The 26490-nt window shown below is 64.8% G+C and carries 26 protein-coding genes; 7 read left to right on the plus strand and 19 right to left on the minus strand.

Annotation, left to right across the window (positions count from 1 at the left end):
* Position 1: 1 nt before the first annotated feature.
* The 6 genes from rplI to ACYVNQ_RS07150 form a co-directional block, all read right to left on the minus strand.
* The gene (rplI, locus tag ACYVNQ_RS07125) at positions 2 to 454 is read right to left on the minus strand and encodes a 50S ribosomal protein L9 (protein ID WP_460901785.1); all 453 of its coding nucleotides are present in this window, start codon (positions 452 to 454) and stop codon (positions 2 to 4) included.
* Between the two features lie 27 nt (positions 455 to 481).
* Positions 482 to 757: a 30S ribosomal protein S18 gene (gene rpsR, locus ACYVNQ_RS07130; RefSeq protein WP_460901786.1), complete on the minus strand. Its 276-nt coding sequence runs from the start codon at positions 755 to 757 to the stop codon at positions 482 to 484.
* A gap of 2 nt (positions 758 to 759) precedes the next feature.
* A complete protein-coding gene (priB, locus tag ACYVNQ_RS07135) occupies positions 760 to 1059 on the minus strand; it encodes a primosomal replication protein N (protein WP_460901787.1) in 300 nt (99 codons plus the stop codon).
* Positions 1060 to 1107: 48 nt separating this feature from the next.
* Positions 1108 to 1482 (minus strand): 30S ribosomal protein S6, encoded by a 375-nt coding sequence (gene rpsF, locus ACYVNQ_RS07140; protein WP_460901788.1) that lies wholly within the window; start codon positions 1480 to 1482, stop codon positions 1108 to 1110.
* A 444-nt stretch (positions 1483 to 1926) separates the two neighbouring features.
* On the minus strand, positions 1927 to 2997 hold the full coding sequence (locus ACYVNQ_RS07145; protein ID WP_460901789.1) for an anti-sigma factor family protein: 1071 nt from the start codon (positions 2995 to 2997) through the stop codon (positions 1927 to 1929).
* Positions 2987 to 3793, minus strand: a complete 807-nt coding sequence (locus ACYVNQ_RS07150; protein ID WP_460901790.1) for an RNA polymerase sigma factor — start codon at positions 3791 to 3793, stop codon at positions 2987 to 2989. The genes ACYVNQ_RS07145 and ACYVNQ_RS07150 overlap by 11 nt, the downstream gene beginning before the upstream one ends.
* A gap of 210 nt (positions 3794 to 4003) precedes the next feature.
* Here ACYVNQ_RS07150 and ACYVNQ_RS07155 point away from each other — a divergent pair, with 210 nt between their 5' ends.
* On the plus strand, positions 4004 to 4900 hold the full coding sequence (locus ACYVNQ_RS07155) for a metallophosphoesterase (protein ID WP_460901791.1): 897 nt from the start codon (positions 4004 to 4006) through the stop codon (positions 4898 to 4900).
* Positions 4901 to 4909: 9 nt separating this feature from the next.
* Positions 4910 to 5308, plus strand: coding sequence for a cupredoxin domain-containing protein (locus ACYVNQ_RS07160; RefSeq protein ID WP_460901792.1), 399 nt, complete (start codon positions 4910 to 4912; stop codon positions 5306 to 5308).
* Positions 5309 to 5553: 245 nt separating this feature from the next.
* Here the strand turns inward: ACYVNQ_RS07160 and ACYVNQ_RS07165 are convergent, their stop codons facing one another.
* Complete coding sequence (locus ACYVNQ_RS07165) at positions 5554 to 6462, minus strand: LysR family transcriptional regulator (protein WP_460901793.1); 909 nt, start codon at positions 6460 to 6462, stop codon at positions 5554 to 5556.
* Between the two features lie 215 nt (positions 6463 to 6677).
* On the opposite strand from ACYVNQ_RS07165, the gene gcl reads away from it, so the two are divergent.
* The 3 genes from gcl to ACYVNQ_RS07180 all read left to right on the plus strand — a co-directional run bounded on the left by gcl (position 6678) and on the right by ACYVNQ_RS07180 (position 10413).
* Entirely contained in the window at positions 6678 to 8453 is a 1776-nt protein-coding gene (gcl, locus tag ACYVNQ_RS07170) for a glyoxylate carboligase (protein WP_460901794.1), read from the plus strand.
* 206 nt (positions 8454 to 8659) lie between these two features.
* On the plus strand, positions 8660 to 9451 hold the full coding sequence (gene hyi / locus ACYVNQ_RS07175; protein ID WP_460901990.1) for a hydroxypyruvate isomerase: 792 nt from the start codon (positions 8660 to 8662) through the stop codon (positions 9449 to 9451).
* A 53-nt stretch (positions 9452 to 9504) separates the two neighbouring features.
* On the plus strand, positions 9505 to 10413 hold the full coding sequence (locus ACYVNQ_RS07180; RefSeq protein WP_460901795.1) for a 2-hydroxy-3-oxopropionate reductase: 909 nt from the start codon (positions 9505 to 9507) through the stop codon (positions 10411 to 10413).
* Between the two features lie 464 nt (positions 10414 to 10877).
* Here ACYVNQ_RS07180 and ACYVNQ_RS07185 read toward each other — a convergent pair whose 3' ends face one another.
* From ACYVNQ_RS07185 to ACYVNQ_RS07240, 12 genes are all read right to left on the minus strand, one after another.
* Positions 10878 to 12857, minus strand: a complete 1980-nt coding sequence (locus ACYVNQ_RS07185) for a hypothetical protein (RefSeq protein ID WP_460901796.1) — start codon at positions 12855 to 12857, stop codon at positions 10878 to 10880.
* Positions 12858 to 12864: 7 nt separating this feature from the next.
* Complete coding sequence (locus ACYVNQ_RS07190; RefSeq protein WP_460901797.1) at positions 12865 to 14286, minus strand: UbiA family prenyltransferase; 1422 nt, start codon at positions 14284 to 14286, stop codon at positions 12865 to 12867.
* 175 nt (positions 14287 to 14461) lie between these two features.
* Positions 14462 to 14887 (minus strand): GtrA family protein, encoded by a 426-nt coding sequence (locus ACYVNQ_RS07195; RefSeq protein ID WP_460901798.1) that lies wholly within the window; start codon positions 14885 to 14887, stop codon positions 14462 to 14464.
* 34 nt (positions 14888 to 14921) lie between these two features.
* Positions 14922 to 15662 (minus strand): SDR family oxidoreductase, encoded by a 741-nt coding sequence (locus ACYVNQ_RS07200; protein WP_460901799.1) that lies wholly within the window; start codon positions 15660 to 15662, stop codon positions 14922 to 14924.
* Positions 15659 to 16981, minus strand: coding sequence for an FAD-binding protein (locus ACYVNQ_RS07205; protein WP_460901800.1), 1323 nt, complete (start codon positions 16979 to 16981; stop codon positions 15659 to 15661). Before ACYVNQ_RS07205 ends, ACYVNQ_RS07200 begins: the two co-directional genes overlap by 4 nt.
* Positions 16982 to 17236: 255 nt before the next feature.
* A complete protein-coding gene (locus ACYVNQ_RS07210; RefSeq protein ID WP_460901801.1) occupies positions 17237 to 18247 on the minus strand; it encodes a putative 2-dehydropantoate 2-reductase in 1011 nt (336 codons plus the stop codon).
* 409 nt (positions 18248 to 18656) lie between these two features.
* Positions 18657 to 19685: an asparaginase gene (locus ACYVNQ_RS07215; RefSeq protein ID WP_460901802.1), complete on the minus strand. Its 1029-nt coding sequence runs from the start codon at positions 19683 to 19685 to the stop codon at positions 18657 to 18659.
* A 245-nt stretch (positions 19686 to 19930) separates the two neighbouring features.
* A complete protein-coding gene (locus ACYVNQ_RS07220; protein WP_460901803.1) occupies positions 19931 to 20869 on the minus strand; it encodes a CysB family HTH-type transcriptional regulator in 939 nt (312 codons plus the stop codon).
* 26 nt (positions 20870 to 20895) lie between these two features.
* Complete coding sequence (locus ACYVNQ_RS07225; RefSeq protein ID WP_460901804.1) at positions 20896 to 21957, minus strand: sulfate/molybdate ABC transporter ATP-binding protein; 1062 nt, start codon at positions 21955 to 21957, stop codon at positions 20896 to 20898.
* 12 nt (positions 21958 to 21969) lie between these two features.
* Positions 21970 to 22944, minus strand: a complete 975-nt coding sequence (gene cysW, locus ACYVNQ_RS07230; protein WP_460901805.1) for a sulfate ABC transporter permease subunit CysW — start codon at positions 22942 to 22944, stop codon at positions 21970 to 21972.
* Positions 22941 to 23840 (minus strand): sulfate ABC transporter permease subunit CysT, encoded by a 900-nt coding sequence (cysT, locus tag ACYVNQ_RS07235; RefSeq protein ID WP_460901806.1) that lies wholly within the window; start codon positions 23838 to 23840, stop codon positions 22941 to 22943. The genes cysW and cysT overlap by 4 nt, the downstream gene beginning before the upstream one ends.
* Positions 23841 to 23969: 129 nt before the next feature.
* The gene (locus tag ACYVNQ_RS07240) at positions 23970 to 25010 is read right to left on the minus strand and encodes a sulfate ABC transporter substrate-binding protein (protein ID WP_460901807.1); all 1041 of its coding nucleotides are present in this window, start codon (positions 25008 to 25010) and stop codon (positions 23970 to 23972) included.
* Positions 25011 to 25341: 331 nt separating this feature from the next.
* Here ACYVNQ_RS07240 and lexA point away from each other — a divergent pair, with 331 nt between their 5' ends.
* Together lexA and ACYVNQ_RS07250 are read left to right on the plus strand one after the other, a co-directional pair.
* Positions 25342 to 25992 carry a transcriptional repressor LexA gene (gene lexA / locus ACYVNQ_RS07245; protein WP_460901808.1) on the plus strand — a complete coding sequence of 217 codons (651 nt, stop codon included), beginning with the start codon at positions 25342 to 25344 and terminating at the stop codon, positions 25990 to 25992.
* A 26-nt stretch (positions 25993 to 26018) separates the two neighbouring features.
* The gene (locus ACYVNQ_RS07250) at positions 26019 to 26432 is read left to right on the plus strand and encodes a hypothetical protein (RefSeq protein ID WP_460901809.1); all 414 of its coding nucleotides are present in this window, start codon (positions 26019 to 26021) and stop codon (positions 26430 to 26432) included.
* The last annotated feature ends 58 nt before the right edge of the window (positions 26433 to 26490 follow it).

Genomic DNA, 26490 nt, shown 5'->3' on the forward strand with positions numbered 1-26490 from the left:
CTTAGACGTGCTCGCCCAGCACCGCAACCGTGATGTCGACCAGCACGTCCGTATGCAGCGAAACCTGCACCGCGTGGTCGCCGACCATCTTCAGCGGACCGTCCGGCAGACGCACTTGCGCCTTTTCTACCGTGAAACCTTGCTTGGTCAGTGCTTCGGCGATGTCGCCGTTGGTCACCGAGCCGAACAGACGGCCGTCGACGCCAGCCTTCTGGCCGATCTGAACAGTCATGCCGTTCAGCTTTTCGCCTTGTGCCTGAGCGGCAGCCAGCTTTTCGCCAGCGACCTTTTCGAGCTCTGCGCGGCGCACTTCGAATTCGGCGATTGCGTCTTTCGTTGCACGGCGAGCCTGCTTGTTCGGGATCAGGAAGTTACGGGCGTAGCCATCCTTGACCTTGACGATATCCCCGAGGTTACCCAGGTTGACGACTTTTTCGAGAAGAATGATTTGCATCTGGATGCTCCTTGTGGCGCCGTCGGGTTAAGCCTTGTGCTGGTCGGTGTACGGCATCAGCGCGAGGAAACGCGCGCGCTTGATGGCCGTGTCCAGCTGGCGTTGATAGTGCGACTTCGTACCCGTCAGGCGCGCCGGCGTGATCTTGCCGTTTTCGCCGATGAAGTCTTTCAGCGTATCGAGGTCTTTGTAGTCGATCTGATCGACACCGGCAGCCGTGAAGCGGCAGAACTTCTTGCGCTTGAAGAGCGGGTTCTGTTGCTGACGACGCTTGTCGAATTTCTTACCAGTCGGGCGGGGCATGTTCAGTCCTTTCCAATGTCCTGCAATTCTGTGATGTGAAACACCAGAGTTCGCGCATTGCGGCTTTTCTTCGCCAGGAAGCCGGTGAAGAGCGTTTCGACGCCCATCGCACAGCGTTCCAGCCTGCCGCTCACTTCGCCGGCCGCCACCGCGGGCATCGTCAGTTCAACCTGGCGGGCGATGCCCGCTTCGACGACTTCCGTTCGGTGTTGCAACGTACAGCTGGCTATCGGAACGCCGGCGGGCGTATATCGCACCGGTTCGCGTTCGACGACGCTGGCTGTGAGCTGCAGCCGGTTCATTGAATCATGTGTAAAGCGCGTTGACTCTGATGACTTGAATGTGGGGGTTTAAGCCTGCGCTTCGGAAGGTTGCGTAGCAGCCGCCTTCTTGGCTTCTTCGCGCGCCACTTCCTTCATCATCGGCGACGGGCCGGTTTCGGCCTTCTTCAGCTTGACGATCAGGTGACGCAGCACGGCGTCGTTGAACTTGAATGCGTGTTCCAGCTCTTCGAGCGTGGTCTGGTCGCATTCGATGTTCATGCAGACGTAGTGAGCCTTGGCGAGTTTCTCGATCATGTAGGCCAGTTGACGACGGCCCCAGTCTTCGATGCGGTGGATCTGGCCACCGTGCGATGCGATCGTGGACTTGTACCGCTCGATCATGGCGGGCACTTGCTCGCTTTGATCGGGGTGCACGATAAAGACGATTTCATAATGACGCATACACACTCCTTGTGACTTGTGGATTAAAGCCGCCCGGGCGTCGGAACCGGTGCGGCAAGTGAGAAGCCCGAGACTATAGCCCGGATAGGGCCGGAGTGCAAGATCAATCAGCGGATTCGGCCTTGTTTTCAAGGATTTACCGGCTGAAATGAGATGAATTGCGCCTGCGACGGGGGGAATTGCGCACGCTAATGGATCTGAAGCCTGCCTGGGATGCGGGCCTACAGCGTGCCAGGCACCCGCTTTCACGGACGGGGCCGGAACACCCGGCCCCGCTTCCCCCGTGACTTTATCGGCGTTATCGCCGTGGTCTACCTGCTTTCACCCCCGTGAACCAATCGCGCTCGAAGCGGGGTCCAAAGCGGCGCTCAAACCATCGAGCCACTCAACCGCCCTCACCGCTTTCGACGCCCTCAACCGCCCTTATCCATCGTCAGCCGCCGCTCACTCGCCCGCTGCCGCGCCGCTTTGCAGCCGCCCGCGCAGTGCCGCTTCGAGTTGCGTCAACGCTTCCGGCGCCGCGTCCGTCACGGCCCACCACATCATCCCTGCGTCGCGCCAGCGCGCCACCGCGTAGCCGTCGCTCGACAGCGACGGGCCCGGTTTGCCGGCGGCCGGATCGTTGTCCGGGAAGACGTAGACGTCGATCACGTGCTTGCGGTGCGTATAAGTCAGCACGGCGACGCGCTGGTGGCCGACGTAGTCGAGCCGCCCGCCCGCCAGCGGAAAGCCGCTCGACGCCAGATCGACCACCGGCGGCGCATAGTCGATGCGGCCGTTGAACCATGGCTTCACCGTATGCTGGTCGGACGAAATCACGTCGATGTCGCGCCCTGAGACCTGCGCACGCACGTGGCTCGACACTAGCTGGTCGACCAGTCCGGCCGGCGCGGCAGCGCGCTGCTGCATGACCGTCACGCCCGCGGCGAGCGCCGCGCAGATCGCCAGCGCGAGCGCACCGCCGCGCCACGCGGCACCGAACGGCAGCGCAAACGCCCCCGCGCCGCGCGTGCCGCCTGCGGTACCGCCACCACCGAAGCCACCGGCGCCACTGAAGCCACCCGCGCCGCCGCCGGACGAACCGCGCGCCCCAGCGCGGCCCGGCCGCGCGCCGCGAAAAAAGTCGAGCCAGCGACGTCCTGCCGGCTGCTCACGCATGCCGGAACGCGCATCCTCATCGAAAGTCCGCGGCTGGGCACCGGCGCCTGGCGTAGCGACGCCCGCCGCAGCACCCTGCCGCGTGTCGTTCCGCTCTACCGCGGCCCGGTCGGTCTCCTCACGTTGCACGGCCTGCGTGGCCGGCAATGCTGCGACGATTTGCGCACGCAGCGAAGCCGGCGCGCGGTGATATTGGGCGGTGCGCCGCACCGTATTGGAAAGCGCCCGTACCGCTGCGCTTTCGCGCTGGCACGCGGCGCAGGAATCGATATGCTGCTGCAGCGCGTAGGCATCGGGCGGCGAGAGTTCCCGGTCGACGTTCGCGTCGAGCAGCGGGCGTGCGTCGTTACAGTCCATCTGGGCTCTCCTGAGCAATTCCGCCCGGCGCGGTGCCGGGGGTGCGAATCGGTTGGTCATTGCCGGGTATCCGGTCAGCCGCGCGGTCAGCCGCACGGTCACCCGCGCGGTCTGCCGGGTCGGGCCGCTCGCCGGCGCGCAGTGGCGCACTGCCCGGTGGCGCGGCTGAAGGCGGCGCGGCCGCGGCGTTCACGCCGCAGCGCTTGTCGCGCACCGTGCGCGCACTCGAATTTGCCCCTCCCGTCGCCCCGCCCGCTGCACCCACCGCCCCGCGCGACGCCGCCGGCTGCGCCGCCGCGCGCCCCAGCTGCGCGGTGAGCAGCGCCGCGAGGCGTCGCCGCCCACGCGCGAGCCGCGACATCACAGTGCCGAGCGGCAGATCCGCAATCTCCGCGATCTCGCGATAGCTCAGCTCCTCGAGTTCGCGCAGCACCATCACCTCGCGATACTCCGGCGGCAGCTGCTCGAGCGCCGCATGCACGAGCCGCGCGTCCTGGTCGCGGATCATCAGCGTCTCAGGGTCCGCCTGCGGCTCGCTCCAACCTTCGAACACCGCATCGTCGAGGTTCTCGTCGAACTCGACCGAATGGCGCGACATCTCGCGCTTCTGCCATTCGGTGTACCAGGTGCGGCGCACGATCGTCAGCAGCCACGGCCGCGCGTTGTCGCCGCGGAACATGTCGAAATAACGGAAGGCGCGGATGTACGCATCCTGAACGATGTCTTCGGCATCGTTCGGATTGCCGGACAACCAGCGCGCCAGGTTATAGGCCGCGTCGAGGTGCGGCAGCGCCATCTGCTGAAACCTGGCGCTACGCTGCGCGGCATCACACTCTGTTTCGATCACCGGGGTTCCTCCGAACGTTACCGCAGCTATACCGGCTGCCCAAAAAGTTTATTCCCGCTTTCTGACGCTTTTTGCTCTCCACAGAAAAAAACAAAACCGGAATAAAAGCCGCGCCCGCCAGGTACCACAGGCAAACCGGACTCTACGAGGAGCAAACCCATGAAAACCACCCTACGTCACATAAAACGGCGCGATTTCCTGAAACTGGCTGCGGTCGGCGGCGCGGCATTTGCGTCGGCGTTGCCCGGCTTCAGTTACGGGCGCGACCAGGATTTTTACTTCGTGCAGCTATCGGACTCGCACTGGGGCTTCGAAGGCCCGGCGATCAATCCGGACTCGAAAGGCACGCTGCCCAAGGCGGTCGCCGCGGTCAACGCGCTGCCGGTCAAGCCGGACTTCGTGATCTTCACCGGCGACCTCACGCACACCACCGACGACCCGACGGTGCGCCGCGAACGGATGAAGCAGTTTCAGTCGATCGTCTCGCAGCTGAACGTGAAGCCGCTCTACCTGATGCCCGGCGAACACGACGCGAGCCTCGACGCGGGCGCCGCCTATAAGGAGATGTTCGGCGCGACGCATTACACGTTCGATCACAAAGGTGTGCACTTCATCACGCTCGACAACGTGTCGGACCCGGCCGGCAAGGTCGGCGACGAGCAGATCGAGTGGCTCGCCGCCGATCTCGACAAACAGCCGAAGGATGCGCGCATCGTGGTCTTCACGCACCGGCCGCTGTTCGACCTCGCGCCGCAGTGGGACTGGGCGACGCGCGACGGCGCGAAGGTGATCGACGTGCTGACGCGGCGGCAGAACGTCACGGTGTTCTACGGTCACATCCATCAGGAGAATCACACGATAACCGGCAACATCGCGCACCATGCGGCGCGCTCGCTGATGTTCCCGCTGCCCGTGGCAGGCTCGCAGGAAAAACGGCTGCCCGTTCCGTGGGATGCGTCGGCGCCGTATCGCGGCCTTGGCTGGCGGCAGGTGGAAGTCGACCGGGAGGCGCGCGCGTTCGCGCTGAACGAAAAGCCGATCCGCACTGTTTCGTGAGGACACGTCATGGCAAACGACACCATCGCTATCGCCGACACGCCGCGCCGCCTCGCGCGCCGCAGAATGCTGACACTCGCCGGCGCCGGCGTGGCGCTTGCCGTGCTGGCGCGCATGCCGGCGCGCGCGGCCGAGCCCCGCGTGATCCAGGTGCGCGCCAGGCGCTTCGTGTTCACGCCGAACCAGATCAAGCTCGCGCCGCACGAAGCGGTCGTGTTCGAACTGGTGTCGGAAGACATCATGATGGGCTTCGCCATTCCGCAGTACGGCGTGCGCGTCGACGTGCCGCCCGGGCCGCCGGTGCGGGTTGCCGCGCAGGCGGGCGGCGCCGGCACCGTCGAGTTTCTGTGCGACATTTTTTGCGGCTCGGGGCATGAGACGATGAATGGCGCGCTGATTGTCGGCTAGACGGGGCAGCGGCACGGCGCTTGTGGCAACGCGGTGCCGTGCCGGACGCTTGCGCGCCACTAGTTGCGCGCTACGCAGCGCGCGCTGGACGCAGCGACGCGGCCCTGGCGGTGCATGGCGGCGTGCACTTCCGGTCTACCTTGCCGCCGGCCAGCGCGGCGCAGTAACCGGTTGCACTACCCGCACTAACCGCACCGCGCGCACCACCGCACTACCGCACTACCCGCGCCGCCCGCACCACCGCGCTACCCGCCAGTCCAGTACCCCGGCCGCGCGTACACCTCTTTCAGATAATCGATGAAGTAGCGCACCTTGGCCGGCACATAACGCTGCTGCGGATACACCGCGAGAATGTCGTACTCCGGCAGCGCGTATTCGTCGAGCACGGTTTCCAGTTCGCCGCGCGCGAGCTGCGCCTGCACCTCCCACGTCGAGCGCCAGCCGAGCCCGAGACCTTCGGCCACCCAGCGGTGCAGCAGCTCGCCATCATTACAGTCGAGCGACCCGCCAACCCGCACCGTAACCAGCTTGCCGTTGCGCCGGAAGTACCAGCCGCGGTTCTGCCCACCCTGCAGGTTGAACGCGAGGCAGTTGTGCTGCGGCAAGTCTTCGAGCGCTTTCGGCCGGCCGTGCTTTTCGAAGTACGCGGGCGTGCCGCACACCACGCGCTGATTCGACGCCAGCTTCACCGCGACGAAGTTCGGATCGACCGCGCCGCCGATGCGGATCGACAGGTCATAGCCTTCGCGCACCAGATCCACCACGCGGTCGGTCAGATTGAACGACACCTGCAGTTCCGGCTTGTCGGCGACGAACACCGGCGCGAGCGGTGCCACATGCTTGCGCCCGAACGCGGCCGGCGCCGACACGATCAGATGCCCGGACACCGCGCGGCGCCCGGCGCTCAGTTCGTTTTCCGCCTGATCCCACTCGCTGAGCAGGCCCCGGCAGCGCTCCAGGAACGCCGCGCCCTCTTCGCTGACCACCAGACGCCGCGTCGAGCGGTACATCAGCTTCACGCCGAGGCGTTTTTCGAGCGCGTCGATGCGCCGCCCGAGAATCACCGGCGACACGCCCTCCTCCAGCGCCGCGGCGGCGAGGCTCCCGGCGTCCGCGACGCGCACAAAGGTTTCGATCTGTTTAAAGCGGTCCATCTTTGTCTCCTGCGGCGCGCGGGTTGATGGCACGGGGCGCGCCCGGGTGGCGCATGCCGCGCCGCCCGCTGTGCCCTGCCGTTACCCGTCTGACGGATTCGATACTTTTTGTTTCGGAATAAGCGACCCGGACTGATCTTATCAAACCTTAAGCGCCCGCCTAAAGTGCGGAGAACATCCCATTTCCCACATCCGCAGCACATCGAGGAGACATCATGGCCAAGATGAGAGCCGTCGACGCAGCCGTTCTGGTGCTCGAAAAAGAAGGTATCGACACCGCGTTCGGCGTACCAGGCGCCGCGATCAATCCGTTTTATTCGGCCATGCGCAAAGCCGGCAACATCAGCCACGTGCTGGCGCGCCACGTCGAAGGTGCGTCGCATATGGCCGAAGGCTATACGCGTGCAGCGCCCGGCAATATCGGTGTGTGTATCGGCACGTCGGGCCCGGCGGGCACCGACATGATTACCGGCCTCTATTCGGCTTCCGCGGATTCGATTCCAATTCTCGCGATCACCGGCCAGGCGCCGCGTGCGCGTCTGTACAAGGAAGACTTCCAGGCGGTCGATATCGAATCGATCGCCAAGCCCGTCACCAAGTGGGCGGTGACGGTGCGCGAGCCGGCTCTGGTGCCGCGCGTGTTCCAGCAGGCATTCCACCTGATGCGCTCGGGCCGCCCGGGCCCGGTGCTGGTCGACCTGCCGATCGACGTGCAACTCGCCGAGATCGAATTCGACATCGACACGTACGAGCCGCTGCCGGTCTACAAGCCGAAAGCATCCCGCAAGCAGATCGAAGCCGCGTTGACGATGCTCAACAACGCCGACAAGCCGCTGATCGTGTCAGGCGGCGGCGTGCTCAACGCAGCAGCCGAAGACCTGCTGGTCGAATTCGCCGAAACGCTCGGCGTGCCGGTGATCCCGACACTGATGTCGTGGGGCGCGATTCCCGACGATCACCCGCTGATGGCCGGTATGGTCGGCCTGCAGACGTCGCACCGCTACGGCAACGCAACGCTGCTCGCGTCCGACTTCGTGATCGGCATCGGCAACCGCTGGGCAAACCGCCACACCGGCAGCGTCGAGGTGTACACGAAGGGCCGCAAATTCGTGCACATCGATATCGAACCGACGCAGATCGGCCGCGTGTTCGGCCCGGATCTGGGCATCGTGTCCGATGCGAAGTTCGCGCTCGAACTGCTGGTCGAAGTGGCGAAGGAATGGAAGGCTGCCGGCAAGCTGAAGCATCGCGGCGCGTGGGTCGAAGAATGCCAGGAGCGCAAGGCCACGATGCTGCGCAAGACGCACTTCGACAATGTGCCGATCAAGCCGCAGCGCGTGTACGAAGAAATGAACAAGGTGTTCGGCCGCGATACGTGCTACATCAGCACGATCGGCTTGTCGCAGATCGCCGGTGCGCAGTTCCTGCATGTGTTCAAGGCGCGCAACTGGATCAACTGCGGCCAGGCGGGCCCGCTCGGCTGGACCATTCCGGCTGCGCTCGGCGTGCGCGCAGCAGATCCGCAACGGCCGATCGTCGCGCTGTCCGGCGACTACGACTTCCAGTTCATGATCGAAGAGCTGGCGGTGGGCGCGCAGTTCAAGCTGCCGTACGTGCATGTGGTGGTCAACAACTCGTACCTCGGCCTGATTCGCCAGGCGCAGCGCGCGTTCGATATGGACTTCTGCGTGCAGCTCGCATTCGACAACATCAACGCACCTGAACTGGAAGGCTACGGCGTCGACCACGTGGCCGTCGCCGAAGGCCTCGGCTGCAAGGCGCTGCGCGTGTTCAAACCGGAAGAGATCGCACCGGCGCTGAAGAAGGCGCAGGCGATGCTGTCCGAGTTCAACGTGCCGGTGGTGGTCGAAGTGATCCTCGAACGGGTGACCAACATTTCGATGGGCGCCGAAATCGACGCGGTCAACGAGTTCGAGGAACTGGCTGCGTCGCGTAAGGACGCACCGACCGCGATCAACGCGCTGGACTAAATAAGGCTCTGTACGCAGCCGCACGCGCGGCTGCCTGCGGCTGAGCTCGGACGTGGCGACACGTACCAACACGTGCGACATGTGCTGCGTCTTCACGCGTCCTGTCCTGCTTCACGTTCTAACAATCTGCTGGTCTCACTCCGGCGGCACTGCCCGCCGCCGGAGCGCTGTTGCTCAACCTGACCGACCTCGAGAGAAACAACGACATGCCGAAATTCGCTGCCAATCTGACCATGCTGTTCAACGAAGTGCCGTTCCTCGAGCGCTTTGCCGCCGCTGCGAACGCAGGCTTCGATGCGGTCGAATTCCTGTTTCCGTATCCGTACAAGGCGGCCGAACTGGCCGATCTGCTTGAAACGCACAAGCTGAAGCTGGTGCTGCACAACCTGCCCGCGGGCAACTGGGAAGCCGGCGAACGCGGCATTGCGTGTTTGCCGGATCGGGTCGGCGAGTTTCAGGAAGGTGTGGGCCGCGCAATCGAATATGCGAAGGCGCTCAAGGTGCCGCAGCTGAATTGCCTGGTCGGTATTCCGACGGCGGGCGTCAGCGCCGATAACGCGCGCAAGACCATCGTCGGCAATCTGCGTTATGCCGCTGCCGAACTGAAGAAGGAAGGCATCCGTCTGCTGGTCGAGCCGTGCAACTCGTACGATATTCCGGGCTTCGCGCTGAACCGTTCGGCCGAAGGCCTCGACGTGATCCGCGAAGTCGGCTCCGACAATCTGTTCCTGCAGTACGACATCTATCACATGCAGCGGATGGAAGGCGAACTCGCCGCGACGATCAAAAAGAACTTCGCATCGATCGCACACATCCAGCTGGCCGACAACCCGGGCCGCAACGAACCGGGCACCGGCGAGATCAATTACCCGTTCCTGTTCGAGCTGCTCGATTCGCTGGGCTATGCAGGCCATATCGGCTGCGAGTACAAGCCGCGCACGACGACCGCCGAGGGGCTTGGCTGGCTACAACACGTCGCCGGCGAGCGCCGCGCTTAAGCGCGCAAGCGAAGCTCACAGGACCTTTCAACTTTTTACTGGAGATACACGCAATGGCAAAGATCGGTTTCATTGGCCTCGGCATCATGGGCTCGCATATGGCGCGCAATCTGCAAAAAGGCGGTCACTCGCTGATCGTCACGGGCGCCTATCCGGTACCGGACGATCTCGCGAAATCGGCCAGCGTGGTGAAGGATTCGACCGCGGTCGCACAGGCCGCCGACATCGTCGTGGTGATGGTGCCGGATACGCCTGACGTCGCCAACGTGCTGTTCGCCGACGACGGCGTCGCCAAGGGTCTCAGCAAAGGCAAGCTGGTGATCGACATGAGCTCGATCGCGCCGATCGAGACGCAGGCTTTCGCGAAACGCATCAACGAACTCGGTTGCGATTATCTCGACGCGCCGGTGTCCGGCGGCGAAATCGGCGCGCGCGATGCGACGCTGACGATCATGGTCGGCGGCCCGCAAAAGGCCTTCGACGACGCGAAGCCACTGTTCGACCTGATGGGCAAGAACGTGTCGCTGATCGGCGATAACGGCGCCGGCCAGACCTGCAAGGTCGCCAACCAGATCATCGTCGCGCTGAATATCGAAGCGGTGGCTGAAGCGCTGCTGTTCGCGGCACGCTCGGGCGCGGATCCGGAGCGCGTACGCAAGGCGCTGATGGGCGGCTTCGCTTCGTCGCGGATTCTCGAAGTGCATGGCGAACGGATGACCAAGCGCACCTTCAACCCGGGCTTCCGGATCGAACTGCATCAGAAGGACCTGAACCTCGCGCTCGATGGCGCGCGCAAGCTCGGTATCGCGTTGCCGCATACCGCGAGCGCGCAGCAGTTGTTCAGCGTGTGCGCGGCGAACGGCGGCAAGGCATGGGATCACTCGGCGATGGTGCGTGCGCTCGAGATCATGGGTAATTTCGAAGTGGCGAAGGCGCCGGCAACGGATGCCAAGACGGCCTGAGAGAACGCTGGACACCGCTGTTGAATAGCGAACAAACAGCGTTTCAAGCAATAACGATTCAAGCAACAACGATTCAAGCAACGCGTCGAGCAACGAGCAACACGGGCTGCCGTGCCGGGCCTGCGGTCGAATCCAGGGCGACCGCAGGTTCGCGCAGCAGCCCTAATGCGGGGCGTCCGGCGCCGGGTGCAATGCCTGGTAGCTGGACAAATCGGGCCGCTCTGGGCTGAGAGCGGCTATGTTGGGGTCCGCAGCGGCACCCGGTGGCGACGGGGAAGCCTTGGTCGGTCAGACGTCGTCGCCGGGTGTCCGCTTGTCGGATAGCCCGGCGCCCGCTGCAAGCCGCGCATGTGCGCGGTACATTACGCCCTCTCTCCTCTGCATCACAATGCGCGCATACGCGGTAGGTCACGCACCTTCCGCAGCACGCCGCGCGCATACGCGACACGTCACGATCCCTCTCATCACACCGCGCACGGCACGTATTGCCCGGGCTGAAACATCTTCAGCAGATAGCCCTTCACCGACGGATCGAAATCCGGCTGCTGGATCGTGTCCGGCGCGCGCCAGCGTTGCGCCGCGAGCGGCGCGAAGCTGAATTCCACCGGATAGGTCTGGTCGACGTAGTCCTGCAGTTGCTGGCGGGTGTGAAACGGCGTGTAGTCGATTACACACGAGCCGGCATGCGTGCTGGCAATGCGCGCCTTCAGATCGGCGAGCGTGTCCTGCACGTGATAAGGCGCCGCGTTGATTTCAAGGATCGTCTTGCCCTTCGGATAGTAGAGACTGCCAAAGCCGTCGACCATCGGCGTCAGGTCGGGCACCTGCAGCGTGATGATCAGGTCCGCGTCGGTGGCCTTGCTGTGGTAGCGGCTCAGCAATTGCGGCGGATACACGTAACCGTTCGCGAGCGAATCCTTCAACTGGAACGGCAGCAGCAGGTCTTGCGCGACGACCAGCGCAAATACGCCGTACCACGCGACCGGCCACGCCGGCCAGCCGCGTCGCGGCTCGATGCGCGTCAGCAGACCGATCGATGCGGCCGCAACGAAGATAAGGCCATAGCTGACGGTGCGCGGCGAATACAGATCGTATTGCGTTTTGGTGCGCAGGTAGAACGTCAGCAGCAGAAAACCGAGACCGCAGTAGAGCAGAAAAAGGCCTGCGCGCGCCTCGGCGGTGCGTGCGGTGCGTGCGCTGCGTCCGGCACGTCCGGCATACCAGGCGCGCGCGGTGCCCCAGCGGATGCCAGCCACACTCGCCACCGGCGCCCAATGTCTTCTCGCAAGCCACAGCAGCAGCGCGGCAGCGAGCCCGAACCACGCGCACTCCTTGGCCAGTTGCAGAACGAACTTCAGCAGCAGAAAGCCGAACGTTTCAGGTGCCGGGATACGTGGGATACCGGTACCAAAGCCGGTCAGATCGACATTGAATTTCTGGTAGCCGACGAAAAACAGCGCGGCGGCTACGAACGCCGGTAACGCGGTCACGGCGCTGCGTTTGCCATACGCAAGCAACACGCCGGCAAACATCGCCGCCGCGAATGGCGCAAAAAAATAGCGCGACGAGCAGCCGACGATCAGAAACACCGCCAGCAGCACGACATGCCGATAGCGCGTCGTGCTGCGGTGAATTCGGGAGACCGCATACATCGCGCCGCAAAACGCGAACAGCGACAGATTCTCCGACCACGTGTACTGATACAGCGCGAGTGTCAGCGGGTTGAGCATCACCAGCACGGGCACCAGCGGATTGCGGAAGGTCTTCGTCAGCAGCCAGAAGCCGCCGAACGCGAGCAACAGATTGGTTGCCTTGCTGCTGACGATCAGGCTCGCGATGTCGTGCGACGGTGCCGTCAGCGCGATCGCCAGCGGATAGCCGCACGGAAAGATCGCGAAATACGCGCCGTCGACGCTGCAGCCCTGGCCGTTGCGCAACGCTTGCGCGAGATGCAGGTAATTCCACGAATCGACGGTCAGAAAACCATAGGCGGCAGCGGCTAGCGCGGCGACGCCCAGTACGAACAGAACCGCGATGTAGTATGCCGCGCGTGCCGTGCTCCTGGTACCGGCGGTGTCGCGCTCTGCCTGCCGTGCGCAACACGCGGTTTCAGACGTCGCGGGCGCCGGAGGCATCACGTACGGGCCGCCGGCCATGCCGGTCACGTAACGGTAGAACTGAGCCGCTTGCATGCTGGTAAAACCTCCGACGGCATAAGAAGCGCGCGCATCGCCCGCGCGGGTCGCCTGCATCGAATCGAATGAGCCGCAATGGCCGCGGTTGTAGTCGCGGTTGTAGTCGCGGTTGTAGTCGCGGTTGTAGCCGCGGTTGTAGCGGCGGTCGTAGCCGCCGTTGTAGCCGCGGTTGTAGCCACAGTTGTAGCCGTGACCGTCACCGCCCTTGTCACGACAAGCAGCGCAACTGCCGCGCCAACGCGCACTCACACAAACGCTAGATCGCCAGCATCATGCTCAGCACGCACATTCCGATCACCGCGCCGCTCACGCGATCCCTGAACGCGAACACGATCGGGTCGTCGTGCATCTGCCCGCGAAACGCGAACATCCAGATCCGGCTGACCCAGTACAGCGTCAGCGCGAATACGGCCCACAGCAATTGCGGATGCCGGTACAACTGCGTGAGCTCCGGCGAATTCAGATACAGCGCCAGCACCAGCACCGCGAGGTAGGCCGACGACGTGCCGAACGATCGCAGGATCGACATGTCCTGCGTGATATAGCCACGCCCCGCCGCTTCCATCTTGCCCTGCCGCAAGATGCTTTCGAGTTCCACGTAGCGCTTGACCATCGCGAGACTCAGGAAGATCGGCACGCAAAACAGGATCAGCCAGTATGACAACGCGATATCGGTGGCCGCGCCGCCGGCGATCACGCGCACCGTGTACAGGCAGGCAAGCGTGAACACGTCGACCAGCGCGATCCGCTTCAGGCTGAACGAATACGCGACGGTCGCAGCCAGATACGCGGCCAGCACCACGCCGAAGTGCCACGGCAGCAGCAACGCGAGCGCCGCGCCGCCCGCGAGCAGCGCCAGCGTCATCACAATCCCGAACGATAGCGACAGATTGCCCGACGCAAACGGCCGGCTACGCTTTCTCTCGTGACGGCGATCGGCATCGAGATCGAGCATGTCGTTGAGCAGATACACCGACGAAGCGCTCAAACAGAACGACGCGAACGCGATACACGCGGTGAGCAGCGCCTGCGGATCGGTATAGCGGTGCGCGGTCAGCACCGGCACGAAGATCAGCACGTTCTTGACCCACTGATGCACGCGCATGCCCTTCAGCAGCAGCGGCACGGTGCGCCGCTTGCGCTCGAACAGGATGATCGCCGCATTGACCTTGCGCGCCGCAGCCTCGATATGCCGGTCGCCGACCACGATCGCCCGGCGCGCGCGCCGCCACACCGGCACGTCGGCCAGCGCATCGCCGCAGTAATCGAAACCTTGATGACCGAATGCGGCGACCAGCACGTCGGCCTTGTTGCGACCAAGCAGATTGCGCTCGGCCGAACTCGCCAGCACGCCCTTGAACAGGCCGAAGTGCTCGGCCACCTGGCTGGCAAAGCGATGGTTCGAAGCGGTGCACAGATACAGCGGCCGCCCCGCCGAATGCTCGTCGCGCAGATAGTCGACCAGTTGGCTGTTATACGGCAGCACGCCGACATCGATCGTCACGCGCCGCGCAATCTGCTCTTTCAGATAAGCCTTGCCTTGCAGCAGCCATGCGATGCACAGAAAAATCGCCCATGGGTTGTGCTTGATCAGCACGAGAAACCCTTCGAGCAGAAAGTCCGTGCGCGTGAGCGTGCCGTCCAGATCGACGCACAACGGAACCGCTGTGTTCGCCATGTCGTACCTCGTAGGCTTACGTTTTTTTCGATGCGTCGCGCGTGCCGTACAGCGCCGCGCGAATCGATTGAGCAGATCGGTCAGGTCGGACAGCGTTCGTCATACGGAACGCGTCGTGACCAGGTGCATGCTATCGACGCAGAAAGTTCGGCTCTGTGCGCAACCGCACGACGATTCAAGCGAACACGAAACGCTTGTCGAGGTGATACTTCGCGAAGTAGCCGAGCGTGAGGCCCAGCGCGCCGCCGGCAAGGCGCGCAGGCTCGGTATGGAACAACAGATCGGCGCCGAATTCGACGGCCCAGAACAGCGCCGTGGTGCCGAGCCCCATTACCACGTATAGCGTGAAGGTCTGGATGCCGTGCGCCACACTACGATGCGGATAACGAAAGATCCACGCCTTGTCGAGCAGGTATTTGACGATCAGCCCGACACCCGTGCCGACGCAGACCGACAGCGGTATCGCAAGCCAGCCGTGATAGAGCCAGTACGCGAGCTTCTGGCTCGCGAGGTTGGCGACGATCGACAGCGCTGCAAACGTTGCGTATGCAACGACAAGGCGCGCGCGCGGCAGCGGCGCGGCGAGAGTCGGGCTGTTCATGGGTGCGCGGCCTCCCACGCGCGGCGCCGCGAGCTCATAGCGACACCCGCTTGAACACGAAGCCCGGCAGCGAACGGATCACCAGCATGATGCCGCTCCAGAACCACGGCGTGTACAGCGCATCCCTGCCGCGTTCGATCGCGCGCACGATGTCCGACGCAACCCGCTCCGGCGACGCGACCAGCAGCCCCGGCAACGCAAGGCCGGCGGTCATCGGCGTCGCGACAAAGCCGGGCTTGATGGTCAGTACGCGCACGCCCGATTTGAACAGGCGCGCGCGCAGCCCTTCGCAGAACGTCACGACGGCCGCCTTCGCGGCGCCGTACACGTAGTTCGAAGGACGGCCGCGGTCGCCCGCCACCGACGCGATCACGGCAATCGAACCGCTGCGCTGGCGCTCGAACTGGCCGGCGAGCAGCGTCAGCAATGCGATCGTCGATAGTGCGTTGGTCGACAGTTCATGCAGCGCGGCGCCGACGTCGCGCTCGCATTGCGACTGATCGGGCAGCGAGCCGTGTGCGATCAGGACGATGTCGATGGTCCCGAGGCTCGCGAGGCAGGCGTCGAGCATCGTCTGATGCTGCTGGTGGTCGTTCATGTCGAGCACGTGTGTGGCGACCAGGCCCGCGCCGCGCACGCGCAAATCCTGCGCCACCGCTTCGACCCGCAACGGGTGGCGGCCGGTCAGGAACAGGTTGGCCCCCTGTGCGGCCCAGCGCCGCGCGCAGGCGGCCGCAATGGCGGACGAGCCGCCGACGATCAGTACGTTTTTCATGATTGAGTGGTCCGTTTCCAGAAGCGCGACATCAAGGCCGGGTCGCGGTGCCGTTCGAGCTGTTGCCATGCCGGATACGCGGCGCGAAAACATGCGCCGCTCATGTGGGCATCCTTGGCGGGGTACTGCCGGCCGCCCGCCTCGCTGACGATCGCGTCGAGCGTGGCGAACAGTGCATCGTTGCGGCGTGCGTGCTGCGGGAAGTCCAGCGCGAGCGACACGCCGGGCATCGGAAACGACAGCAGGCCCGGCGAAACAAGCGCGCCGCAGCGCTTGAGCACCGCGAGAAACGAGCCCGAGCCGCTGTGCGAGATCGCCGCGAGAATCGCGTGCAGCGCGTCGCGCGCGCTGGTTTCGGGCAGCACGCACTGGTGCTGCTGAAAGCCCTGCCGGCCGTAGATGCGGTTCCAGTGCAGGATGCTGTCGAGCGGGTAGAGGAAACCGTTCAGATCGACCGTGGCGTGTGCAGTGCGATGCCGCTGGCGGTGGTAGTACAACGCGTTGAACGGCTTGAGCGTATAGCGGTTGATCAGCGACAACGGTAGCGCGAACGGCATGCTGCGCACGCGCGGCGCGGGCAGCGCCAGCTCGCCGTCTTGCGCATGATCGCCGCACATGTAGATGCCGCGTCCGAGCGATGCGCCGCGCGCGAGGCAATCGACCCATGCAACGCCGTATTCGTGCTGTGAATCCAGTTCGTCGGACAGCGTGAAAAAGCCGTCGAGGTTATCGAAGCGGATCGAGGTGGTCGCAATGCGGCTCGAGCGCACCGGCATCAGCTGGATTTCGACCCATTCGATCACGCCGGTCAGGCCGAGGCCGCCGATGGTCGCGCGAAACAGGTCGTCGTGTTCGCCGGGTGCGCATTCGGCGGGCGCGCGGTCCGAGCGCAGCAGTGAAAAACGCCGCAGATGGCGGCCGAACGTGCCGCGCACGTGGTGGTTTTTGCCATGCACGTCGTTCGCGACTGCGCCGCCCAATGTGACGAACTGCGTGCCGGGCGTGACCGGCAGCATCCAGCCGCGCGGCACTGCGGCGCCGAGCACTTCGCCGAGCGTGACGCCTGCCTCGGCGCGAACCACACCGGTGGCCCAGTCCGCGCTGATGAAGCGGCTGACGCCGCGCATGTGCAATACGTGGTCGGTGGCCGCGAGACAGCTGTCGCCGTAACTGCGGCCATTGCCGAACGCGAGCGTCGTGCCGAAGCGCACGCTCGTGCGCCGCAGCTCCGCGTCGATCGCGTCGCGCCACGCCAGTGGATGGCCAGATTGGGGCGCGTGGGGATAGTGGCCCCACGACTGTAGCTTGGACGCGCTCATTGGACCCCGCCTCGTCAGGATGAGCGCGAGTGTAGCGGCGCGTTTTTCCGGCGACCGTGGGTTGCCTCACAGAGAGGCGCAGAAGAATGGCGGCGGGCGCACGCAGTGGCAGCGGCGCGCGCGGCTGCGCGGGCGTGGGGGCCTTACGTGGGCTGGCTGTGCGGGGCTGGCTGCTCCGGCCTTTTGCCTGGGCTGACTGCGTGGGTTGACTGCGTGGGTTGGCCGCTCGGGCCACCCCACGCACCGCTGCGCAAGCTATTGAAGCGCGCCCGCAGCGTCGGCCAGCGCCGCCCGACCTGCGCGTTGCTCGCCCACAGCGTCTCTTAACGTGTCGAGCACGCACAGCGCACGATACAACGCATCGACGCGCGGCAGCGCGCATCCCGCCGCGCCTGCCGCGGCGAGCGGCCGTGCGTACATCACGTCGAGCTCCATCGGCCGTTGCAGCACCGCATCGTGATACATGCTCGGCAGATAATCGTCGACCGATGCGGTCAGCTCGATCATCTGCTGCGGCAAGCCGTCGGGTAACCGGTAGCCGCACGCGGCCGCACCTTGCATCACCTCGTTCATCAACGCAAGCAGCAGCGAGCGGCTGTCCGGATTGCCGGTGAGCAAGCGCGTGCCGACTTTCAGCAACGCGGACAGGCCGTTGTACGGCACGTTCCAGATCAGCTTGCGCCAGCGCCCTTCGGTCAGATCCGGCAGCGCTTTCGCACTCACGCCGGACGCCGCGAACATCGCCACCGCTTCGTCGACGATGTGCTGCGGCGAGCGCGCAGCGTCATGCGGGCCTGAATGGTAGCCAAAGTGGACCTCGTTCAATGCAACATGCCTGACCACACCGGGTGCATCGCGCTGCACGCCGAGCCAGCACAACCCACCCAGCAGATGCACGGACGCAGGCAACATCTGCCGCAACATGTCCTCGACGCCCAGCCCGTTCTGCAGACACACCACCGTTGCACCCGGCGCCGCGGCGCGCGTGACGAGCGGTGCGAGCGCCGCGTTGCTGGTCGCTTTCGCAGCGAGGAACAGCCAGTCGCACGGCGGCATCTCGTCGATGCTGCGGTACACGTTGACGGCCACCGGCAGTGCGTGTGGAAACGACTTGCCCTCGAGCGTCAAACCGTCGCGCGCGATCACGTCGTATTCGCTGCGCAGCAGGAAATGCACGTCATAACCCGCGCGCGCGAGGTGATAACCGAAATAGCCGCCGATCGCGCCACTGCCGATCATGCCGATCCGTGGAAATTGCATCGTCATAAAGCCCTCATCGATCAGAACAAACCTGTGCTACATCGAAAAGAACAATCGGGATGGCGAAAAATTCCAGCGGATCGGGCGAGCAGGCTGGAAGGCAGGCCTGCAGGTGCCGGCCGGGGAGAGTTGATGAGGATATCCGACGGCTGCGGCCGGTGGGCGGCGACGCGGCGGTGCGCGTCGACCGGCTGCGTCTGGCCGCGGAGACCTGGTTTGAAGCTGCGTTGGGCCGTCCTGGCGTCTTGTGGCCGCCCTGTGCCGCCCTGTGCCGCCCTGTGCCGCCCTGTGCCGCCCTGTGCCGCCCTGGGCCCCCTTGAGCCCCCTTGAGCCCCCTTGAGCCGCCTTGAGCCGCCTTGAGCCGCCTTGAGCCGCCCTGAGCCGCCCTGAGCCGCCCTGAGCCGCCCTGAGCCGCTCAGAACGTATCGAAAATCTGCTGCAACGCGCCGCGCTCCGTGCTCCCTGCCGCCAGTGCCAGCATCAGCAGCACGCGCGCCTTATAAGCGTTCAAGCCGTTCGCGCTGACGAAGCCGAGCGCATCGTCGGCGGCCGCGCCGTTGTGCATCACATGTCCTGAGCCGACCCGCGACGCGCGCACCACCGCGATTCCTTGCGCCACCGCATCGGCCAGCCCCTGCTGCAAGGACGCGTGGATCGAGCCGTTGCCGGTGCCGGCCACCACGATGCCGCGCACACGCGATTGCAGCAGCGCATCGACCAGCACGCGCGTCGCGCCCGCATAGCTCATGACGATCTCGACCGCCGGCCACGCTGCTGGCGACGCCGGCCCGATCGCGAAACCGGTAGCAAGCGTATGCGGCCGCACCACGCGGCGCTGAAATTCGACCCGCCCGTCCTGCACCCAGCCAAGCGCCCCCACTTCCGGCGACTGGAACGCATCGACGGCGAAGGTGCTGGTCTTCACGACGTCGCGCGCGCTATGGATGCGGTTATTGAACGCAACCAGCACACCTTGCGCATGCGCCGCGCGGCTCGCCGCGACCGTTACCGCGTTGAGCAGGTTCAGCGGTCCGTCGGCCGACAACGCGGTCGCGGGCCGCATCGCCGCGGTCAGCACCACCGGTTTTGTGCTTTTCACGGTCAGATGCAGCAGGTACGCCGTTTCTTCCAGCGTATCGGTGCCATGCGTGATGACGATGCCGTCGATATCGTCGCTTGCCAGCAGTGTGTCGACGCGTTGCGCGAGCGTGGTCCACAGCGCGAGCGACATATCCTTGCTGTCGATGCTCGCAACCTGCTCGGCGTGGATCTGCGCGACTCCCGACAGTGCGGGCACCGCGGCGAGCAGCCGGTCGACGCCGACTACGCCGGCCTGATAGCCGGCCGTGCTGGCCGCATCGGCTGCCGAACCGGCGATCGTGCCGCCGGTGGCAAGCACCGCGATGCGCGGCAGCGTGGGCGAAGAGGAAGAAGTGGTATTCATGGCGGCGATTGTAAGCGATGCGCCGCGGCCGGCAGGCAGCGGGCGCGCCATGTCGCGGTGTCGCGGTGTCGCGGTGTCGCGGTGTCGCGGTGTCGCGGTGTCGCGGTGTCGCCGGGTTGCCGGGTTGCCGGGTTGCCGGGTTGCCGGGTTGCCGGGTTGCCGGATCGCCGCGTCAGCGGAACGGGCCGGCGCCGCGACTCAGTCCACGAGGCCACCCCACACGCCTGCTACGCATCAATCACGCGTCACGCATCTCGCGCAACAGGCTCGCGCAACTGCGCCGCGATATCGGCTTCCTTCAGCTGCGGCGCGAACATCTCGATCAGCTTGTACGCGTACGCGCGCAGAAACGCGCCCTTGCGCAGCCCAACGCGCGTGGTGCTCTCTTCGAACAGATGCTGCGTATCGAGCGCCACCAGTTCGGTATCGCGCTTCGGATCGAACGCCATCGCCGCGACCACGCCCACGCCCATGCCGAGCTCGACATAGGTCTTGATCACGTCCGCATCGATCGCGGTCAGCACCACGTCCGGCATCGCGCCGACCTTCGCGAACGCCTGGTCCACGTGCGAGCGGCCGGTGAATTCCTGCTCATACGTGACGATCGGATACTCGGCAATCTCTTCGAGCGTCACGTTCTCGCGGCCGACCAGCGGATGATCCTTCGGCACCACCACCACGTGATGCCACGAATAGCATGGGAACGTCACGATATCCGGATAGCGGTCGAGCGCTTCAGTCGAAATGCCGATATCCGCTTCACCGTTGATGATCATCTGCGCGATCTGCTGCGGATTGCCCTGGCGCAGCGCGAGATGCACTTTCGGAAACACTTCCGTGAACTGGCGGATCACCTTCGGCAACGCATAGCGCGCCTGCGTGTGGGTGGTCGCGACGACCAGGTGCCCGTTGTCCTGGTCCGCGTACTGGCGTGCGACGCGGCGCAGGTTCTCGGCGTCGAGCAGCATCCGCTCGATCAGCTGATGCACCGCCTTGCCCGGCTCGGTCAGCCCCGTCAAACGCTTGCCGCGGCGGATAAAGATGTCGACGCCGAGTTCGTCCTCAAGATCCTTGATCTGCTTGGACACCCCCGATTGCGACGTGTACAGCACGTTCGCCACTTCGGTCAGGTTCATGTTCTGGCGCACGGCCTCGCGCACGAAGCGCAGCTGCTGGAAATTCATATTTGTCTCCCGCTGTTTATACCGCGCTATTGCGCGGGGAATACCCGCAACGCGCGCGGCACCGCCGTCGCGCCGTCGCCGACCGCGAGGCGCAGTTCGCGCCAGGTTTCGCGATCGAGTTCCGCTTCGAGCAGATGACCGCCCTGCCCCTCGAGTTCGACACGCACCGAGCCGCCCAGCGTGACGACGCGCCGCACGCCGACCTTGATGCCGTCGGTATGGCCGCCGGCCGCCTGCGGATACAGCACCAGATCGTGCGGTCGCACGTAGGCGAACGCCGGTCCTTCGAAAGCCGCTTCGATCGCGATCGGCTGTGCCGCACCTTCAGCAACGAAACCGTTGCGCGCAACACTACCGTGCAACCGGTTGGCGGCGCCGAGAAATTCGTAGACGAACGATGTCTGCGGATGGTCGTACACATCCTGCGGGCTGCCGACCTGTTCGACGTGGCCGCGGTTCATCACGACGATGCGGTCCGCCACTTCGAGCGCTTCTTCCTGGTCATGCGTGACAAACAACGTCGAGATATGCAGATCGTCATGCAGACGCCGCAGCCAGCTGCGCAGCTCCTTGCGCACTTTCGCGTCGAGCGCGCCGAACGGTTCGTCGAGCAGCAGCACCTTGGGTTCGACGGCGAGCGCGCGCGCCAGCGCAATGCGTTGCCGCTGGCCGCCCGACAGCTCCGACGGATAGCGCTGCGCGAGCCAGTCGAGTTGCACCAGCTTCAGCAGCTCATGCACCTTGTCGCGGATCACCGCTTCGGACGGGCGTTCGCGGCGCGGCTTCACGCGCAGGCCGAAGGCGACGTTCTCGAACACGGTCATATGACGGAACAACGCGTAATGCTGGAACACGAAGCCAACCTCGCGCTCGCGCGCGCCGACTTCCGCGACGTCCTGGCCTTGCAGCACGACCTGGCCGGCATCGGCAAATTCGAGGCCGGCGATCACCCGCAGCAGCGTGGTCTTGCCGCAGCCGGACGGCCCGAGCAACGCAACCAGTTCGCCGGCCGGAAAGTCGAGCGACACGTTGTCGAGCGCAGTGAAGTCGCCGAAGCGCTTGTGCAGATTGCGAACGGTGATGCTCATCTGTGACACTCCTTATTGAGGCTGGCCGTCGGCCGGCGCGTGCGCACCAGCGGCGGCGACCGCTGCGGGACCGGCGTATGCGGGCACCGCGGTCGCGGCTCCATCGCGCCCTTGCGCCGACATATGGCGCTCGGCCAGCTGCTTCAGGCCGAGCGTCACCAGCGCGAGCAGCGCCAGCAACGACGCCACCGCGAAGGCCGCCGAGAAGTTGTATTCGTTGTAGAGAATTTCGACGTGCAGCGGCATCGTGTTGGTCTGCCCGCGAATATGACCCGACACCACCGACACCGCGCCGAATTCGCCCATCGCGCGCGCATTGCACAGGATCACGCCGTACAGCAGGCCCCATTTCACGTTCGGCAGCGTCACGCGACGGAAGATCTGCCAGCCCGACGCGCCGAGCACGTGCGCGGCTTCTTCCTCGTCGGTGCCTTGCGCCTGCATCAACGGAATCAGTTCGCGCGCGACGAACGGGAAGGTGACGAAGATCGTCGCGAGCACGATGCCGGGCACCGCGAATACGATCTGCACGTCGTGCGCCTGCAGCCACGGGCCGAACCAGCCCTGCGCGCCGAACATCAGCACGTAGATCAGACCGGAGATCACCGGCGACACCGAGAACGGCAGATCGATCAGCGTGGTCAGCAGCGCCTTGCCGCGGAATTCGAACTTCGCGATACACCACGATGCGACGAGGCCGAACACCAGGTTCAGCGGCACCGCGATGGCCGCGGTTATCAAGGTCAGTTTGATCGCGGACAGTGCGTCCGGGTCGGCGAGCGACTCGAAGTAGAACGCGATGCCCTTCGCAAACGCCTGGTAGAACACCGCGGCGAGCGGCACCACGAGGAACAGCGCGAGAAACACCAGCGCGATGCCGGTCAGGATCCAGCGCACCGCGCGCGGTTCGGTGACCGGGCCGTCGTGGCGCGTAGCGTTGGCGGCTGAGCGCGGCGCGTTTTGCAGCGTGGCGGAATGGTCGGTCATTGCGCGCCTCCCGGCCGGGCCGTGTTCAGCGTTGCTACGGCAGGCGCCGGCGGCGCCGCGCTGCGGCTCGTGCGCCGCTGCAGATACCATTGCAGCGTGTTGATCAGCAGCAGCATCAGGAACGACACGACCAGCATCACGACGGCCAGCGCGGTAGCGCCTGCATAGTCATACTGCTCGAGCTTCGTGATGATCAGCAGCGACGTGATTTCAGACTTCATCGGCACGTTGCCGGCGATGAAGATCACCGAGCCGTATTCGCCGAGCGCACGCGCGAACGCCAGTGCGAAGCCTGTCAACAAGGCCGGAAACACGGCCGGCAGAATCACGCGCCGAAACGTCAGCCAGCGCGATGCACCGAGGCATGCGGCGGCTTCCTCCTGTTCGCGCTCGAACTCTTCGAGCACCGGCTGCACCGTGCGCACCACGAACGGCAGACCGATAAAGGTCAGCGCGACCAGCACGCCAAGCGGCGTGAACGCCACCTTGATGCCGAGCGGCTCGAGAAACTGCCCGATCCAGCCGTTGCCCGCATAGACCGCGGCGAGCGAGATACCGGCCACCGCGGTGGGCAACGCGAACGGCAAGTCGACCACCGCGTCGACCACGCGCTTGAACGGAAACGTGTAGCGCGTCAGCACCCACGCCACCAGAAAGCCGAACACCGCATTGAGCAGCGCGCCGCCGAGCGCTGCGAAAAAGGTCAGCCGGTACGACGCGATCACGCGCGGCGAAGCGACCGCGCGCACGAACTGGCTCCAGTCGAGCGTCGCCGTTTTCAGGAAGGTGGCCGCCAGCGGAATCAGCACCACGAGGCTCAGATAAGCGACCGTGATACCGAGCGTGATGCCGAAGCCGGGCAGCGCGCTCGGTTTGCGGAAGGTCAACGTCGTCATGCTCTAGGCTCTTTTACTCAGGTTGTGCGCAAGGTGCTGCAGGTGCCTTCTTCAGGTGCCTTCATTACGCGAACAAACCGCAAAGCGCGCCTCGCGAGGCGCGCTTTGCGGTGCAATCAGCCGCGCTGGTTATTGCGGCTGGTAAATCGAATCGAATACGCCGCCGTCGGCAAAGTGGGTTTTCTGCGCCTTGGTCCAGCCGCCGAACGTATCGTCGACGGTGTAGAGCTTCAGCTTCGGAAACTTCGACGTCAGCGCGGCCGGCACCTTGTCCGAACGCGGACGGTAGAAGTTCTTCGCTGCGATCTCCTGGCCCTCCTCGCTATACAGGAAGTTCAGATACGCTTCGGCCAGCTTGCGCGTGCCGTGTTTGTCGACCACCTTGTCGACCACCGCGACCGGCGGCTCAGCCAGAATGCTGACCGACGGCACGACGATCTCGAATTTCTCCGGGCCAAACTCCTTCAGCGACAGGAACGCCTCGTTTTCCCACGCGATCAGCACGTCGCCGATATCGCGCTGCACGAAGCTGGTGGTCGCGCCACGTGCGCCCGAATCGAGCACGCCGGCGTTCTTGTAAAGCTTCGCGACGAATTCCTTGGCCTTCTGCTCGTTGCCGCCCGGTTGATGCAGTGCGTACGCCCATGCGGCCAGGTAGTTCCAGCGCGCACCGCCCGAGGTCTTCGGATTCGGCGTGACGATCGACACGCCTGGTTTGGTCAGATCGTCCCAATCCTTGATGTGCTTCGGGTTGCCCTTGCGTACCAGAAATACGATGGTCGACGTGTATGGCGACGCGTTGTCCGGCAGGCGCTTCTGCCAGCCCGGATCGACGAGGCCCTTGTTCGCGAGCGCGTCGATGTCGTAGGCAAGTGCCAGCGTCACCACGTCCGCCTGCAGGCCGTCCAGCACCGAACGCGCCTGCGCGCCCGAGCCGCCGTGCGACTGCTTGAAGGTGATCGACTCGCCGGTCTTCGCCTTCCATTGCTTGCCGAATGCCGCGTTGATGTCCTGGTACAGCTCACGCGTCGGATCGTACGACACGTTCAGAAGGGTCGTATCCGCAGCGTGCGCCGCCGTGCCCAAACTGAGCGCAAGCGCGCCGCCGAACGCCAATCCCGCGAAGAATTTCTTCATGTTTGCTGCGATCCCCGTAGTGTGCTTGACCATTTCTCTTCTCCACCCGCAACAAGTTTGCAGGCGCGGCTTGCTACTTTTGGGCTTGTGCTTTTCGCTTTGCTCTTGCCTGTTCGCCGCGCCAGTCATCGATGGAGGCCAGTCTATCCGGGGCCCTTCATCATTAAAAATAATGTTTCTTCATTTTTTAATACTCAAAAGTGGTAATGACGGCCAGGCGCGGCGTTGACGCATGTAAGGCGCTGTCTTAGCAGCGGTTTTCGCCGTTGCAGCGGCACCCAAACGGACGAACTTCAAGTAACGCTTGAATTGCCGCCGATACTGTATAAAAATACAGCCACCTGTTCATCCATACAGTGGCGCCATGACCAAACTCACCGCACGTCAGCAGCAGGTTTTCGATCTGATCCGCCGCGCCATCGAGCGCAGCGGCTTTCCGCCCACGCGCGCCGAGATCGCTGCCGAACTGGGCTTCAGCTCGGCCAATTCGGCGGAAGAGCATCTGCGCGCGCTGGCCCGTAAAGGCGTGATCGAACTCGCAGCAGGCGCGTCGCGCGGCATCCGTCTGTTGGCCGGTCAGGACGACGCGCCGCATCAGTTCACGCTGCCGCACGCGGGGCTGATGCAGTTGTCGCTGCCGCTGGTGGGCCGTGTCGCGGCAGGTAGCCCGATCCTCGCGCAGGAGCACATCGCGCAAACCTATGCATGCGACCCGGCGCTGTTCTCCAGCAAGCCGGACTACCTGCTGAAGGTGCGCGGGCTGTCGATGCGCGACGCCGGCATTCTCGACGGCGACCTGCTCGCCGTGCAAAAGCGCAGCGAAGCGAAAGACGGCCAGATCATCATCGCGCGGCTGGGCGACGACGTCACCGTCAAGCGCCTGAAGCGCCGCCCGAACGGCGTCGAACTGATCGCCGAGAACCCCGATTACGACAACATTTTCGTCGAGGCCGGCAGCGCGGAATTTGCGCTCGAAGGCATCGCCGTGGGCCTGATCCGGCCTACCGAATTCTGATATCCGAACCTCCCCCGGAGAGATCCATGGAACGCCTTGCCCGTTTGCTGCCCTTTCGCCAGTTCGGCCGTCTGCGTCATTTGCGCAGCCTCGTACCGTGTATGCCGCTTGAGGCGCTACATGCGGCGCGCACGGGTTCGTTGTTCGATAGTGAGGTGAGCGATCAGCTGCCGTCTGATGCGGTGGGCGTCGGTACGCCGGGCGCCACTGCGCCGGGCGTCGGTGCGCCGGGCGCCGCTGCGCTGCCGTCGTCGCTGCCGGCCTTTGCGCGCGTGTCGCTGAAGTCGTCGATCAATGCGCAGCCGGCGCAACGCGCGCCGGTGCGGGTTTATCACGGGCCGTCGCGGCTCATCATGGTCGGCACCGTCGACGCAGTGTGCCGGATGATCGATCGTTGCATCGCCGAGGAAAGCGCGGCGCTGCAAGGCGGCGCCGTTTGAGTTGGCGGGCGCGAGAGCTGCTTGAGGTGGCTGCTTGAGGTGGCTGCTGCGGTAGGTC

This window comes from Paraburkholderia jirisanensis, from assembly GCF_054782355.1.

Bases quoted from the DNA above. Each gene is read 5' to 3' on its own strand.
- ACYVNQ_RS07165 (WP_460901793.1), bottom strand. From the start codon at position 6,462: ATGGACCGCTTTAAACAGATCGAAACCTTTGTGCGCGTCGCGGACGCC.
- rplI (WP_460901785.1), bottom strand. From the start codon at position 454: ATGCAAATCATTCTTCTCGAAAAAGTCGTCAACCTGGGTAACCTCGGG.
- ACYVNQ_RS07160 (WP_460901792.1), top strand. From the start codon at position 4,910: ATGGCAAACGACACCATCGCTATCGCCGACACGCCGCGCCGCCTCGCG.
- ACYVNQ_RS07180 (WP_460901795.1), top strand. From the start codon at position 9,505: ATGGCAAAGATCGGTTTCATTGGCCTCGGCATCATGGGCTCGCATATG.
- ACYVNQ_RS07210 (WP_460901801.1), bottom strand. From the start codon at position 18,247: ATGACGATGCAATTTCCACGGATCGGCATGATCGGCAGTGGCGCGATC.
- ACYVNQ_RS07240 (WP_460901807.1), bottom strand. From the start codon at position 25,010: ATGGTCAAGCACACTACGGGGATCGCAGCAAACATGAAGAAATTCTTC.
- ACYVNQ_RS07145 (WP_460901789.1), bottom strand. From the start codon at position 2,997: ATGGACTGTAACGACGCACGCCCGCTGCTCGACGCGAACGTCGACCGG.
- cysW (WP_460901805.1), bottom strand. From the start codon at position 22,944: ATGACCGACCATTCCGCCACGCTGCAAAACGCGCCGCGCTCAGCCGCC.
- cysT (WP_460901806.1), bottom strand. From the start codon at position 23,840: ATGACGACGTTGACCTTCCGCAAACCGAGCGCGCTGCCCGGCTTCGGC.
- ACYVNQ_RS07250 (WP_460901809.1), top strand. From the start codon at position 26,019: ATGGAACGCCTTGCCCGTTTGCTGCCCTTTCGCCAGTTCGGCCGTCTG.
- ACYVNQ_RS07200 (WP_460901799.1), bottom strand. From the start codon at position 15,662: ATGAAAAACGTACTGATCGTCGGCGGCTCGTCCGCCATTGCGGCCGCC.
- hyi (WP_460901990.1), top strand. From the start codon at position 8,660: ATGCCGAAATTCGCTGCCAATCTGACCATGCTGTTCAACGAAGTGCCG.
- ACYVNQ_RS07205 (WP_460901800.1), bottom strand. From the start codon at position 16,981: ATGAGCGCGTCCAAGCTACAGTCGTGGGGCCACTATCCCCACGCGCCC.
- ACYVNQ_RS07215 (WP_460901802.1), bottom strand. From the start codon at position 19,685: ATGAATACCACTTCTTCCTCTTCGCCCACGCTGCCGCGCATCGCGGTG.
- ACYVNQ_RS07155 (WP_460901791.1), top strand. From the start codon at position 4,004: ATGAAAACCACCCTACGTCACATAAAACGGCGCGATTTCCTGAAACTG.
- rpsR (WP_460901786.1), bottom strand. From the start codon at position 757: ATGCCCCGCCCGACTGGTAAGAAATTCGACAAGCGTCGTCAGCAACAG.
- rpsF (WP_460901788.1), bottom strand. From the start codon at position 1,482: ATGCGTCATTATGAAATCGTCTTTATCGTGCACCCCGATCAAAGCGAG.
- ACYVNQ_RS07195 (WP_460901798.1), bottom strand. From the start codon at position 14,887: ATGAACAGCCCGACTCTCGCCGCGCCGCTGCCGCGCGCGCGCCTTGTC.
- gcl (WP_460901794.1), top strand. From the start codon at position 6,678: ATGGCCAAGATGAGAGCCGTCGACGCAGCCGTTCTGGTGCTCGAAAAA.
- ACYVNQ_RS07150 (WP_460901790.1), bottom strand. From the start codon at position 3,793: ATGGCGCTGCCGCACCTCGACGCGGCCTATAACCTGGCGCGCTGGTTG.
- ACYVNQ_RS07220 (WP_460901803.1), bottom strand. From the start codon at position 20,869: ATGAATTTCCAGCAGCTGCGCTTCGTGCGCGAGGCCGTGCGCCAGAAC.
- ACYVNQ_RS07190 (WP_460901797.1), bottom strand. From the start codon at position 14,286: ATGGCGAACACAGCGGTTCCGTTGTGCGTCGATCTGGACGGCACGCTC.
- priB (WP_460901787.1), bottom strand. From the start codon at position 1,059: ATGAACCGGCTGCAGCTCACAGCCAGCGTCGTCGAACGCGAACCGGTG.
- lexA (WP_460901808.1), top strand. From the start codon at position 25,342: ATGACCAAACTCACCGCACGTCAGCAGCAGGTTTTCGATCTGATCCGC.
- ACYVNQ_RS07225 (WP_460901804.1), bottom strand. From the start codon at position 21,957: ATGAGCATCACCGTTCGCAATCTGCACAAGCGCTTCGGCGACTTCACT.